This is a genomic window from Sphingomonas molluscorum, from assembly GCF_039522995.1.
In the GTDB taxonomy this organism is placed as follows: Bacteria; Pseudomonadota; Alphaproteobacteria; order Sphingomonadales; family Sphingomonadaceae; genus Sphingomonas; species Sphingomonas molluscorum.
On sequence record NZ_BAAAEL010000002.1, the window covers coordinates 339,922 to 352,676 of the forward strand.

At 70.2% G+C, this 12,755-nt stretch carries 14 protein-coding genes; 9 read left to right on the forward strand and 5 right to left on the reverse strand.

What is annotated here, in order from left to right:
- The first annotated feature begins 78 nt into the window (after positions 1-78).
- From rph to ABDZ92_RS06190, 3 genes are all read left to right on the forward strand, one after another.
- Positions 79-795, forward strand: a complete 717-nt coding sequence (gene rph, locus ABDZ92_RS06180) for a ribonuclease PH (RefSeq protein ID WP_125961596.1) — start codon at positions 79-81, stop codon at positions 793-795.
- Complete coding sequence (gene rdgB, locus ABDZ92_RS06185; RefSeq protein WP_125961595.1) at positions 792-1,421, forward strand: RdgB/HAM1 family non-canonical purine NTP pyrophosphatase; 630 nt, start codon at positions 792-794, stop codon at positions 1,419-1,421. The genes rph and rdgB overlap by 4 nt, the downstream gene beginning before the upstream one ends.
- 293 nt (positions 1,422-1,714) lie before the next feature.
- A complete protein-coding gene (locus ABDZ92_RS06190) occupies positions 1,715-2,185 on the forward strand; it encodes a GAF domain-containing protein (protein WP_164521315.1) in 471 nt (156 codons plus the stop codon).
- 21 nt (positions 2,186-2,206) lie between these two features.
- On the opposite strand, the gene ABDZ92_RS06195 is transcribed toward ABDZ92_RS06190, so the two are convergent.
- From ABDZ92_RS06195 to ABDZ92_RS06205, 3 genes are all read right to left on the reverse strand, one after another.
- A complete protein-coding gene (locus ABDZ92_RS06195; protein ID WP_125961593.1) occupies positions 2,207-2,605 on the reverse strand; it encodes a response regulator in 399 nt (132 codons plus the stop codon).
- A 10-nt stretch (positions 2,606-2,615) separates the two neighbouring features.
- Positions 2,616-3,743 carry a GAF domain-containing protein gene (locus ABDZ92_RS06200; protein WP_125961592.1) on the reverse strand — a complete coding sequence of 376 codons (1,128 nt, stop codon included), beginning with the start codon at positions 3,741-3,743 and terminating at the stop codon, positions 2,616-2,618.
- A gap of 66 nt (positions 3,744-3,809) precedes the next feature.
- Positions 3,810-4,373, reverse strand: a complete 564-nt coding sequence (locus ABDZ92_RS06205; protein ID WP_239435261.1) for a CAP domain-containing protein — start codon at positions 4,371-4,373, stop codon at positions 3,810-3,812.
- A 20-nt stretch (positions 4,374-4,393) separates the two neighbouring features.
- Between ABDZ92_RS06205 and hemW the strand changes: the two genes are divergently transcribed.
- A complete protein-coding gene (gene hemW, locus ABDZ92_RS06210) occupies positions 4,394-5,557 on the forward strand; it encodes a radical SAM family heme chaperone HemW (RefSeq protein WP_125961590.1) in 1,164 nt (387 codons plus the stop codon).
- A 398-nt stretch (positions 5,558-5,955) separates the two neighbouring features.
- Here hemW and ABDZ92_RS06215 read toward each other — a convergent pair whose 3' ends face one another.
- Positions 5,956-7,155 (reverse strand): penicillin-binding protein activator, encoded by a 1,200-nt coding sequence (locus ABDZ92_RS06215; protein WP_125961589.1) that lies wholly within the window; start codon positions 7,153-7,155, stop codon positions 5,956-5,958.
- A gap of 12 nt (positions 7,156-7,167) precedes the next feature.
- On the opposite strand from ABDZ92_RS06215, the gene rsmI reads away from it, so the two are divergent.
- From rsmI to ABDZ92_RS06235, 4 genes are all read left to right on the forward strand, one after another.
- Complete coding sequence (rsmI, locus tag ABDZ92_RS06220) at positions 7,168-8,004, forward strand: 16S rRNA (cytidine(1402)-2'-O)-methyltransferase (RefSeq protein WP_125961588.1); 837 nt, start codon at positions 7,168-7,170, stop codon at positions 8,002-8,004.
- Positions 8,001-8,354, forward strand: coding sequence for a YraN family protein (locus ABDZ92_RS06225; RefSeq protein ID WP_125961587.1), 354 nt, complete (start codon positions 8,001-8,003; stop codon positions 8,352-8,354). Before rsmI ends, ABDZ92_RS06225 begins: the two co-directional genes overlap by 4 nt.
- A 278-nt stretch (positions 8,355-8,632) precedes the next feature.
- Positions 8,633-9,589, forward strand: a complete 957-nt coding sequence (gshB, locus tag ABDZ92_RS06230; protein WP_125961586.1) for a glutathione synthase — start codon at positions 8,633-8,635, stop codon at positions 9,587-9,589.
- Between the two features lie 39 nt (positions 9,590-9,628).
- Positions 9,629-10,234: a DedA family protein gene (locus ABDZ92_RS06235; protein ID WP_125961585.1), complete on the forward strand. Its 606-nt coding sequence runs from the start codon at positions 9,629-9,631 to the stop codon at positions 10,232-10,234.
- Positions 10,235-10,266: 32 nt separating this feature from the next.
- Here ABDZ92_RS06235 and ABDZ92_RS06240 read toward each other — a convergent pair whose 3' ends face one another.
- Positions 10,267-11,172, reverse strand: coding sequence for a tyrosine recombinase XerC (locus tag ABDZ92_RS06240; RefSeq protein WP_272695123.1), 906 nt, complete (start codon positions 11,170-11,172; stop codon positions 10,267-10,269).
- Positions 11,173-11,235: 63 nt separating this feature from the next.
- Here ABDZ92_RS06240 and ABDZ92_RS06245 point away from each other — a divergent pair, with 63 nt between their 5' ends.
- Positions 11,236-12,708 (forward strand): sensor domain-containing diguanylate cyclase, encoded by a 1,473-nt coding sequence (locus ABDZ92_RS06245; RefSeq protein ID WP_125961584.1) that lies wholly within the window; start codon positions 11,236-11,238, stop codon positions 12,706-12,708.
- Positions 12,709-12,755: the final 47 nt, after the last annotated feature.

The following is a 12,755-nucleotide window of genomic DNA, read 5'->3' on the forward strand; positions in this document are numbered from 1 at the left end:
TCTCCCTGTTTCGTCGGACTGGCGGAACGCCCGTCGGCGGTCTAGGTGCCGCCAACGATCTTGCAGGAGACTGAACCCATGCGCCCATCCGGCCGCGCCCCCGACGAGATGCGCGCCATCTCGATCCAGCCCAACTTCACCCGTCACGCCGAAGGTTCGGTGCTGATCGGCTTTGGCGAAACCAAGGTGCTGGTCACCGCCTCCGTCGAAGAGCGCGTGCCGCCGTTCCTGCGCGGCAAGGGCGAAGGCTGGGTGACGGCCGAATACGGCATGCTGCCGCGCGCCACCCACACCCGCGGCAGCCGTGAGGCGGCCAAGGGCAAGCAGTCCGGCCGCACCCAGGAAATCCAGCGGCTGATCGGCCGCTCCTTGCGCGCCGTCTGCGACCTCAAGGCGCTGGGCGAGCGCCAGATCACGATCGACTGCGACGTGATCCAGGCCGACGGCGGCACCCGCACCGCCTCCATCTCCGGCGCCTGGGTGGCGCTGCGGCTGGCGGTCGACGGGCTGATGGCAGCGGGCAAGCTCACCGCCGATCCGATCACCCGCCAGGTCGCCGCCGTCAGCTGCGGCATCTACGAAGGCACGCCGGTGCTCGACCTCGATTACCCCGAGGACTCGGCCGCCGACGCCGACGCGAACTTCGTGCTGACCAGCGACGGCAACATCGCCGAGGTCCAGGCAACGGCAGAGGGCGCCTGCTATGACGAGGAAGCGCTGCTCCGCCTGCTCCGCCTCGCCCGCATCGGCTGCGGCGAGATCTTCGCCGCCCAGCTCAAGGCCGCCGGTCGGTGAGCGGCGAAGGCCCCGAGCCCCAGGCGATCCGCAAGCTCGCCCCCGGCAAGCTGGTGATCGCCAGCCACAACCCCGGCAAGGTGCGCGAGATCGCCGAGCTGCTCGGCCCCTATGGCATCGAGCCGATCTCGGCGGGTGCGCTCGACCTGCCCGAGCCCGAGGAGACCGGCACGACCTTTGTCGCCAATGCCGAGCTGAAGGCGCGCCAGGCGGCCGACCTGTCGGGCATGCCGGCGCTGGCCGACGACAGCGGGCTGTGCGTCGATGCGCTGGGTGGCGAGCCCGGCATCTTTTCCGCGCGATGGGGCGGCGAGGCCAAGGACTTCGACCTCGCCATGCGGCTGGTCGAGGAGCGGCTGGCCGCGCTCGGCCCGGACGTCAGCCGCGACGCGCACTTCGTCTGCGCGCTGGCGCTCGCCTGGCCGGACGGCCATGTCGAATGGTTCGAGGGCCGGGTCGACGGCACGCTGGTGTGGCCGCCGCGCGGGAAACTCGGCTTCGGCTATGACCCCATGTTCATCGCCAACGGCATGGACCAGAGCTTCGGCGAGATCGACCCGCAGGAAAAGCACGCGATCAGCCACCGCGCCGACGCCTTCCGCCAGCTCGTGGCCGCGGTTCTCTGATCCGGCAGCGGGCGGCGGGCGCCTCGGCACCCGCCGCCCGGCTCAGTCGAGCGCCGAGATCGACTGCTCCATTTCGGGACGAACGCACGGACCGGCAAAGTCTCCCTCAGCATAAGTGCCGACGAACACCCGTATTTTCCCCGACCCCGCCGGACCCGAACGCCCCTTTACTGTGCGAGCGGCTCGCAATATTGACGAAATCCCGGCGGGTACGCGCAAGGCGTGCCGACATCCGAGTCCCGGATGTTGGGGGCGATCGGGGGAGGCGTCCAGTGCAGCATATGAGCGCATGGATGAGCGCTTTCGACAAGGAGCGGAAGCGACAGGGGGCCGTCGACGAGAGCGGCGCGCTGGCCCTGCACGGCCATCCCGAGTTGAAGCGGATCGTCGACCTGACCGCCGCCCATTACGGCACCGCCTTCGCGGCCGTCTCCATCATCCACAAGCGCACGCAGGTCCTGCTCGCCGAGCATGGGCTGAACACCCGCGAGACGAGCCGCGACACCGCGATCTGCGCGACCACGATCCACACGCCCGGTGAGCCGCTGATCGTGCCCGACACGCGGGCGGATCCCCGCTTCGTCCATTATGAGACCGTGCAGGCCGAGCCCTTCCTGCGCTTCTATGCCGGGGTGCCGGTGCTCGACGGCAACGGCCATGCGCTAGGCGCGCTATGCGTCGCCGACAGCACGCCCCGCACCACGCCCTTCGACCCGACCCTGCTCACGATCATGGCGCGCGAGGCGGAGCGGCACCTGCAATAGCGCTGCCGCGCGGAAGAACGGTCAGCGGTACAAAATCAGCGCGGGCGGAACGGCGACCGGCTCGTCGGCCTTCGCGATCTGGCAGGCCGCCAGCACCGTCGCGTGGAGTGCGGCGACCGGCACCGGCTTGTTGACGCAGCCGATCACCAGGGGGTGCGGCGCGTCTGCGGGGCAGTTGCCGCTCACATAGACGACCGGGATGCCTTGCTGTGCGAGTCGCGTCGCGACCTCGACGCCGCTGTCGCCGTTGGCCAGGCGCACGTCGCACAGCGCCAGGTCGATCGGGTGGGCGCCGGCGAGATCGAGCGCGGACGGAAGCGTATCCGCCACACCGACCACCCGGTGCCCGCGGGAGATCAGCGCGTCCTCCATCATCATCGCGATCAGCGCTTCGTCTTCGACGATCAGCAGATTGAACATCGGAACGTCTTCAGCTCCTGTTGGCAGTCGAGATGCGGATCGTGAGGCCGTCCGCCCCGGGTTCGACGACGCCGTTCAACTGCCGCAGCAGCGCCCGCGCGAGTCGCCCGGAAAGGGCATCGGTCTCCGGGCGCACGCCCGCCAGCGTCACGTCCATCCCGGTCCCGCCCGCCTGCTCCGCGATTTCCACCGACGCGGGCTGATCCGGCGCGCCGCCTTCCGCAAAGGCCGTGTGAACGAGAAGCGCCAGGGCCACGCCCTGCTCGATCGGCAGCTTCGCACCGGCCCCGTCCTTCACGGTCAGGGGTCCGTCGATCGAACCACCGCCGGCCGCCGTCAAAAGGTCGGCAACGGCGACGGTGCTCGGATCGTCCGAGGCATAGAGCGGGCGATGGGCCGACGCGATCACCTCGATTCGGTCGGCAGCCCGCAGCAGCGCGTCGGAGAAGGCGCGATCCTCCGCGGAGGTCACTTCCAGGCGCACCACGCTGACGGCGAGCTGCAAGGCATTGCGCACCCGGTGGTTGAGCTCGCCCAGCAGCTTGTCCCGCTGCTCGATCCCTGCCCGCAGCTCCTGCTCGACCATCAGCCGGTATGTCGCGAGCGCCACGAAATGACACAGCGTGTGGAGGAAGCTGAGCTCGTCGTCGGTGAAGCGATCGGCCCATTTCCGCCCGAAGCCGAGCGTGCCGATCAACCGGTCCCCGTGCAGGAGCGGCGTGCACGCATAGGCGTCCAGGCCCACGTCGCGGACGAACGCGACCAGCGGATCCTGGGACTGCTGGACGCCCGTCACATGGAACCGCTGCCGGTCGCGGGCGGCGCACCCGCAGACGGCCTGCCCCAGATCCAGCTCGGCGCCCGCGGCCGCCTGTTCCGGCGTCAATCCGCCATGCGCCTCCAGCACCAGCCGCTCGCCTTCCAAGCGGTAGTTGAAGAACACGTCCAGCCGCAGCTCCGACTGGATCAGGCCGAACAGTTCGTCGACCATGCGGGCAGGATCCTCTGCCCCCAGCAGCCCCTCTGCCGCTTCGGCGACCAGGGCCAGGCGCCGCTGGGGAAGCTCGGGATCGACGATCTGGCCACCCAACGGGATTTCGACGTGCTGCTGAAGCGCCATGCCCGCGGTTTGAACCATGCGAGCGCCAGCGGCAATGGCTTCGGTCTTTACCTATGTTGTAGCGCCGCGTCCCCGGGACGAGGGCTAATAGACGCGTACGCCGACCAGATTGCCCGGCGGATCGTAGCGGCACACCAGATAATCGTCGCGCTTGCTGCTCGCGAGCGCGCAGCCGTATCGAAGCGTCCGGCGAGACACCAACTGGCCGTAGTGCGCCACGTCCTGCCAGCGGCCGGTGCGCGAGAAGTTCGGCACCGGCTGGTGGAGATAGTCGCGCTTCTCGCCGCGCCAGTGGCCGATCATCTCCTCATAACGATAGGCGCCGCGCGTGCCGGTCCACAGATTCTCGCCGATGCGGTTCGCCGCCTGCGACTCCGGCGAATGTTCGAAGCGCCCGGTCCGCGCCAGCGTCTGCGCATAGGCCCGCGCCCCTTCGGCAAGCTGGTCCGACCAGACCAGCGGCGGCAGGCCGACCTCGGCGCGCGCCGCGTCATGCCCCTGCTGCATCGCCTGGCGCAGCAGCGTCGCCCCGCGCGGCGCCGTGCCCTTGAACGTGCGCGCCTCGACCACGCGGTCTGCCCCTTCCGGGGACGAACAGGCGGCCAGCATCGCCAGCATCGCCCACAGGATGTTTTGCCTCGCTCGCATGCGCACCATATGGGGCGGCGATGTTCCCGGAACAAACCTCCTCGGGCGCCCCGCTGGCGCTCTATGTCCACTGGCCGTTCTGCGTGTCGAAATGCCCCTATTGCGACTTCAACAGCCATGTGCGCGAGGCGGTGGACCAGCAGGCGTGGCGCGACGCGCTGCTCGCCGACCTCGCCTATGAGGCGGAACGCCTGCCCCGCCGGCGGCTCGCCTCGATCTTCTTCGGCGGCGGCACGCCCTCGCTGATGCCGCCGGCCACCGTGGCCGCCATCATCGAGGCGGCGACGAACGCCTGGCCTGCCGAGCCCGGCATCGAGATCACGCTGGAGGCGAACCCCTCGTCGGTGGAGGCGGCACGCTTCGCGGACCTGGCCGCGGCCGGCGTCAACCGGGTCTCCCTGGGGCTTCAAGCGCTGGACGACCAAGCGCTCGCGTTTCTCGGGCGCGCGCATGGCGTGGACGAGGGCCTGGCCGCGCTCGCCACCGCGCAACGCCATTTCGGCCGGGTGAGCTTCGACCTCATCTATGCCCGACCGGGCCAGAGCCTTGCCGCATGGGAGGCGGAGCTGGACCGCGCACTCGGCTTCGGCACCGAGCATCTGTCGCTCTACCAGCTGACGATCGAGCCGGGCACGCGCTTCGCCACCCTCGCGGCCAAGGGCGCGCTGACCTTGCCCGACGAGGACTTGGCGGCGGACCTGTGGGAGACGACCCAGGCGCGCACCGCTGCCGCCGGGCTGCCGCTCTACGAGGTGTCGAACCACGCGCGCCCCGGGGCGGAGAGCCGCCACAACCTCACCTACTGGCGCTATCGCGACTATGCGGGCGTCGGCCCCGGCGCGCACGGGCGGCGCGAGGGCATCGCGACCTTCCGCCGCAAGAAGCCGGAGAACTGGCTGTCCGCGGTCGCGCGCAACGGCCACGGCGCCGAGAGCGAAGTCGCGCTCGCCCCGGCGGAGCGCGTGACGGAGGCGCTGGTGATGGGGCTGCGGATGCGCGAGGGCATCGACCTGGCCCGCGTCGCGGCGCTGGGCGGCACGACGATCGACCAGGTGGTCGACCTGGCAGCGGTCGATCGCCTCGCAGCCCAGGGGCTGGTGGCCCACGACGGCGACCGGCTGGCGCTCACCCCCGCGGGCATGCCGCTGCTCGACGCGGTGCTACGGGAAGTGGCGCGAGGCTAAGCAACGCGCGACCTCTGGACGCCCCCCGCGTGCTCCTGCGAAGGCAGGAGCCCAGGGCCCCGGGCGCTACCAGCGCTTGCTCTGCCGGCCCCTCAACCTCGCCTGCGCGAGACCTCTGCGAAACAGACCGCTGTCCATTGGTCACACCCGTATTCCTGCGCAGGCAGGAATCCAGGCCAAGCAGAGCGACGATTTTCGTCGCTTGAAATCCTGGGCTCCTGCCTTCGCAGGAGCACTGGCAGAAGTCTTGCCGAAGTCCGGCCCGCGGAACTGGGGCCTGCTCCCGTACCGGCGAAGGCCGGGGCCCAGGTGGGAAGGTGGTCGCGAAGTTCGGGACCCTTTCCAGCTGCCCCGCAACTGGGCCCCGACCTGCGCCGGGGTACCCAGGTTTCGCAGGCCTACTCGAACGAACGCGGTGCCGGAGAGACCGTGGCGGTGGTGCCGCCCCGCACTTCCTGCACCTCCAGCGCGCGCTCGGCGATCCCGTCGCGGCCGAAGCGGAAGGCACCGTCCAGACCGGCAAAGCCACCGCTGTCGGTCAGTTTCGCTTCGGGGAAGCGGTCGCCCACCTTCCACTCGCGCGCGATGCGGATGGTGAGCAGCACCGAGTCGTAGCCCAGGCTCGACAGCCGGTACGGCGCGTTGCCGAAGCGCGCCCGGTACTTGGTGGCGTACTGGCGATAGAGCCCGTCGGAGACGCTGGCGAACCAGGCGCCGTTGAGCGCCGCGTTGCTCCCCACCGCGGAATCGGTGTTCCACAGCTCCGTGCCCAGCACCCGCACCGTCGCCGCTTCACGCCGCAGCAGCGGCACGGCGGTGGCGGCCGTTCCCGCCGCATCGGCGATCAGCACCGCCTGATAGGGCGAGTTCTTGGGCAGGCGCGTGACCGCGGCGGCAATGCCGCCATTGCCGCGGTTGTAGGTCTGGAGCGACACGACCTGGCCGCCCGCGGTTTCGACCGCGCGCAGGAAGGCGGTGGAGGCGCGCTGGCCATAGACCCCGGTCGGCACCAGCCCCGCAAAGCTGGTGATGCCGGTCTGCTTGGCATAGTCGACGACGCGGCTGATCGACTGCGAGGGCGAATAGCCCATCACATAGGCGCCGTTGCCCGCGACGCTGATGTCGTTGGAATAGCTCAGCACCGGTACGCCCGCGCGCTTCGCGATCGGCGCCACCGCGCGCACGTCCTCGGACAAGAGCGGGCCCAGGATCAGGCGATTGCCCTCCGCAAGCGCGCGCTGCGCCGCCGCCGCCGCGCCGGTCGCGGTGTCATAGGTGGTGATCCGCACCTGCTCGCTGCGCGAATCGAGCAGCGCGAGCTGGGTGGCGTTGGCCAGGCTCTGGCCCACGCCGGCATTGGGGCCCGAAAGCGGCACCAGCAGCGCGACGCGGTGGCGCTGCTTGTCCTCCGGGATGCCCGGCTGGACGGTTTCCGGCCCGGTGCCCGGGGTCGGCTGCTCCTTGGGCGGCGGCGGCGCGCGGTCTGGCACCCCCCGCGGCACCAGTGTCTGGCACCCTGCCAGGAACAATGCTCCCGCGACTGCCGCGGTGCGGATCAGCCGACGCGTCCATTGCGGTACGGTTGCCGCCTCTGCCATGACATTCCCCTGATGAACGCACCACTATCCCCCGGCCTCTACATCGTCGCGACCCCGATCGGCAATCTCGGCGACCTTTCCCCCCGCGCGGCGGCGGTCCTGTCCTCTGCCGACGTGATCGCGGTGGAGGACAGCCGCGTCACCGCGGGGCTGCTCCGCCACATCGGCACCAAGCGGCCGATGGTGCCCTATCACGACCATAACGCCGAAGGCGTCCGCCCCGGCCTGGTCGCGCGCATGGGGCACGAGGCGGTGGCCCTGGTGTCCGACGCGGGCACGCCGCTGATCTCCGATCCCGGCTACAAGCTGGTGCGCGACGCCCGCGCCGCAGGGCATCTGGTGGTGACGGTGCCGGGGCCGTGCGCCGCCATCTCCGCGCTGACGCTCGCAGGGCTGCCGACCGACCGCTTCTTCTACCTGGGCTTCCTGCCGCCCAAGCAGCACGCTCGAGCCGAGGCGATCGCCGAGATCGCGGCGGTGCGTGCGACGCTCGTGCTCTACGAAAGCGGCCCCCGCCTCGCCGCGACGCTGGCCGCCCTCGCCGAAGGGCTCGGCGACCGCGAAGCCGCGGTCGCGCGCGAGATCACCAAGAAGTTCGAGGAGTGCGTGACCGGCACGCTCTCCCAGCTCGCCGAACGCTATGCCGAGGCCCCGCCCAAGGGCGAGATCGTGATCGTCGTGGCACCCCCCGGCGAGGCACCCCCGGCCGACGCGGACACCGCCGATGCAGCGCTCCTCGAAGCCCTCGCCCGCCTCCCCGTCTCCAAGGCGGCGGGTGAGGTCGCGAAGAAACTCGGGCTCGACCGCAAGCTACTCTACGCGCGGGCGATGGAACTGAAGGGCCAATGAGGGACCGCCGCGCGGCCGAGGCGCAGGGCCGCGCGGGCGAGCGCTGGGCCGCCTGGTACCTGCGGCTCAAGGGCTGGCGCATCCTCGACCGGCGCGTGCGGACGCGCGCCGGCGAGGTGGACCTGGTCGCGCGACGCGGATCGGTGGTGGCGTTCGTGGAGGTGAAGGCGCGCGGGAGCGCAGCGGCGCTGGACCTCGCCATTGACGAGCGGCGGTTGCAGCGCGTCGCGGCGGCGGCGGAGATGCTGATGCCCCGCTATGCCGGGCCGAACGACGACATCCGCATCGACGTGGTGCTGGTCGCGCGCGGGGTGCCGGTGCGGCATATCGAGAACGCGTGGATCGGCTGAGCGGGGATCAGGGTACCATCCTCTCCCCTCCCCGTTCGTCTCGAGTAGGGATCGAGCTTGTCGAGAGCCCGTATCGAGAGAGCCACAACGGCCGACCTCTCGATACGCCGTCTCGACAAGCTCGACGGCTACTCGAGGCGAACGGGTCTCGGGAGGATACCGCTCGAGACGAACGGGCTTAGGGGAGAGCGCGAACAGTTCGGACCGGATCCGCCCCGTCCACCCGTGACAATCCCCGCCCCCGCGCCTACCTCCCGCGGGCAACAAGGAGTTCCCGCATGCCGCTGACCGTCGCCGTCCAGATGGATCCGCTCCATTCGATCAACATCGCAGGCGACTCGAGCTTCGCGCTGATGCTGGCGGCACAGGCGCGCGGGCACCGGCTGTTCCACTATGCGGCCGAGGACCTGAACTACCAGGCCGGCCGCGTCTGGACCCGTGCGCACCCGGTGACGGTGCAGCGCGTCGAGGGCAACCACTTCAGCTTCGGCGATCCCGTGAAGCTCGACCTCGGCGACCAGGCGGACGTGGTGCTGATGCGCCAGGACCCGCCCTTCGACCTCGGCTACATCACCGCCACCCACCTGCTCGAGCGGATCGCAGATCGCACGCTGGTGGTGAACGACCCCGCGCAGGTCCGCAACGCGCCCGAAAAGCTGTTCGTGCTCGACTATGCGCATTTCATGCCGCCGACGCTGATCACGCGATCGGTCGAGGAAGCGCGCATCTTCCTCGCCGAACATCGCTCGATCGTGGTCAAGCCGCTTCACGGCAACGGCGGCAAGGCGATCTTCAAGATCGACGAAGACGGGCAGAACCTCTCCTCGCTGATCGAGGTGTTCAACACCGCCTATCGCGAGCCGCACATGGTGCAGGCGTTCCTTCCGGAGATTGCGCAAGGCGACAAGCGCATCGTGCTGGTCGACGGCGCGGTGGCGGGCGCGATCAACCGCATGCCGGGCGAGGGCGAGATCCGCTCGAATCTGGCGGTCGGCGGCTCCGCGGCGAAGACCGAGCTCACCGATCGCGAGCGCGAGATCTGCGCCGAACTCGGCCCGGAGCTCAAGCGGCGCGGGCTGCTGTTCGTCGGCATCGACGTGATCGGCGGCAAGTGGCTGACCGAGATCAACGTCACCTCCCCCACCGGCATCGTCGCGATCGACCGCTTCAACGGCACCGACACCGGCGCGATGATCTGGGACGCGATCGAGCGGCGGGTAGCGGAACGCGGCTGAGCTTGGCCCCCGCCCCGCATCTAGCGCGTTAGCCTCGTCATGACCGACTTCATCCTCGATGCGATCGCCTGGGGCGGCTACCTCGGTATCGCCCTCTTGATGGCGCTCGAAAACGTCGTGCCGCCGGTTCCGTCGGAAGTGATCATGGGGCTGGGCGGCATGGCCGTCGCGCGCGGCACCATGTCGATGGCGCCGCTGGTGCTGTGGGGCACGGTCGGATCGGTTGCGGGCAACTACTTCTGGTACGCGCTCGGCCGGCACTTCGGCTACCTCGGCCTCAAGCCCTTCGTCGACCGCTGGGGCCGCTGGCTGACGCTGGAGTGGGAGGATGTGGAGAAGCTTCAGCGCTTCTTTTACTCGCGCGGCGCCTGGGTGGTGTTCGTGTTCCGCTTCCTGCCCACCTTCCGCACCATGGTGTCGCTGCCCGCCGGCATGGCCTGCATGCCGCACTGGCGCTTCATCCTGGCGACCTTCACCGGCAGCGCGATCTGGAACGCGGTGCTCGCCTGGGCCGGGCTCTACTTCGGCTCCAACTTCCGCGAGCTGGAGCAATATGTCGGCCCGGTGACCATCGCCCTCTCCGTCATCATCGTGGTCGGCTACGTCTATCGCGTCGTCACCTGGAAGCCGCGGGCGGAGCGCTAGTCCTCACTTCGCATGAGCACGGGCGCCCGCGATCACGCCCGCGGGTGGGCGTTGCGATAGACGTCGAGCAGATGCGCCGCATCGACCGCGGTATAGACCTGGGTCGAACTGAGGCTCGCGTGCCCCAGCAGTTCCTGCAGCGCGCGCAGGTCCGCGCCCCGGCCGAGCAGATGGGTGGCGAAGCTGTGCCGCAGCGCATGCGGCGTCGTGCGGTCGCCCAACCCCAGCCGCACCCGCGCCGCCCGCACCGATCGGCGCACGACGCCGGCCGCCAGCGGGCCCCCTTTGGCGCCGCGGAACAGCTCGGCATCGCGCGCCGTGCCCCAGGGGTTGAGCCGTACATAGGCGTCGATCGCGTCGCGCACCGGCGGCAGCAGCGGCACCATCCGCGTCTTGGCACGCTTGCCGGTCACCGCGATCGCCTCGCCCAGCGGCAGCACCGCCCCGGTCAGCCCAAGCGCCTCGCCGATGCGCAGGCCCGCACCGTACAGCAGCAGCAGCACCGCCCAGTCGCGCGCCGCGATCCAGGGCTCGGCCGCGTCCTCCGACACGTCCTCCGCCAGGGCGATCGCCTCGTCGGGCGAGATCGGGCGCGGCACGCCCTTTTTCACGCGCGGGCCCTTCACCCGCGGCAGCGACGCGCCCTCCCCGCCCACCCAGGCGAGAAAGCCGCGCACCGCCGACAGCTCGCGCGCGGCCGAGGCGTTGCCGAGTCCCTCCGCCCGGCGGTGCGCCAGGAACGCACGCAGGTCGGTCGCGGAGAGCGCCTTCAGCTCCGCCTCGCCGACCGGCCCGCCCAGGTGGCCGCGCAGGAACGCCAGCAGCCGCTCGGCCGTGGCCTGGTACGCGCGCACCGTATGCGCGGAGCGGCGGCGATCCCGCGCAAGGTGGCGGCCGTAGCGCAGCGGCAGCGGCTCGGTGCCCGTCTCTTCCCCCACTTCCACCCGCCAACCCTCAAGAAAAATAACCGAAAATCAACTCCGCCGCGCTAGCCGTGGCGAATGCCGGAGCGTTTGTACAATGCTGCGCGCGAAATCGCGATGTCGCCGGCGGAGCTCCAGACGCTGCTTGCCGCAGCGCCGGATGCCGCGTTCGAAATGGTCGCAAAGATCGCGCGCGAGCTGATCGCTGCCCCCATCGCCGCGGTGAACCTGATCGAGGGTGACCGGTTCTGGGTGAAGGCAGGCTTTGGCATGCCGAAACAGCCGCTGCCACGCGCGGAAGCGTTCTGCGACGTGACGGTCGACAGCGATGCCCCGCTGGTGGTGGACGACGCGACGACCGACCCGCGCTTCCGCAGCCTAGCGGTGGTGACTGCGGCCGATCCGGTTCGCTTCTATGCCGGCGTGCCGCTGCACGTCACCGACCGCGCGCGCCAGGTGACGGAGGCGGTCGGCACGCTGTGCGTCATGGACGTGACGCCGCGCTCGCTGCCGCCCGGCGCGCTCGCCGTCCTGCGCCAGCTGGGCGACATCCTCGAAAAGGTGATCGAGGCCGAGGTCGCCACCGCAGCCGCCGTCGCGGTCGCCCGGACCGCCGCCGAACAAAGCCGCCAGTTGCAGCGGCAGGACCTGACCTTCCGCCAGGCGGAACGCCTCGCCCGCATCGGCTCCTGGTGGTTTTCGCTCCAAACCGACGAGACCCTGTGGTCGGAGGGCATGTACCGCATCTACGAACTGCCCCCGAAGACCGCGCTCTCGGTGGACGAGGCGATCGGCTTCTTCAGCGGCATCAGCCGACCGGACCTGGCGGCGCTGGTCGAGAAGACGACGCAAACGGGCGAGCCGTTCACGCTGGAACTGGATTTCGTCACCGCCAAGGGCAACCAACGGCGCGTCCGATCGATCGCGCACGTCGAGTTCGAGGAGGGTCGCGCCACCGGCGTCAGCGGGGTAATGCAGGACATCACCGAGCATTGGCTGCTGGAGGAAAAGCTCCGCCGCTCTGCCGACACCGATTCCCTGACCGGCATCGCCAACCGGAGCGCGTTCAACCGTGCCCTGTCCGAAGCGATCGAGCGCGCGCGCAGCACCCAGGCGCCGTTTGCCCTGATGCTGATCGACCTGGACGAGTTCAAGGGGATTAACGACACCCATGGCCATGTCGTGGGCGACGACATGCTGCGCGCGGTCGGCGCGCGCCTGCGCGATCCGATGCTCGCCGGCAGCCTTGCCGCACGGCTCGGCGGCGACGAGTTCGCGCTGATCGTGACCGATCCGACCCTCCATGCGGACCTGCCGGGTGTCGCCGGGCGGCTGCTGGAACAGCTTCGCCAGCCGGTGGAGACCGCGGCGGGCGTGCTGCCGATCTCCGCCACCATTGGCTATGCCCGGTTCGAGGACTGCCCCGAAACCGCCCGCGGCTTCATCCATTGCGCCGACAAGGCACTCTACGAGGCCAAGCGCGAGCGGCGCGGCTCCGCCCGCGGCTATCGCACCTTCGGCCGCCGCAGCAGCGACGAGCCGGCGGGCTGACGCACGGGCGATTCCCAATCGCGGGCAGCGTCCCTATCTAGGGGCCC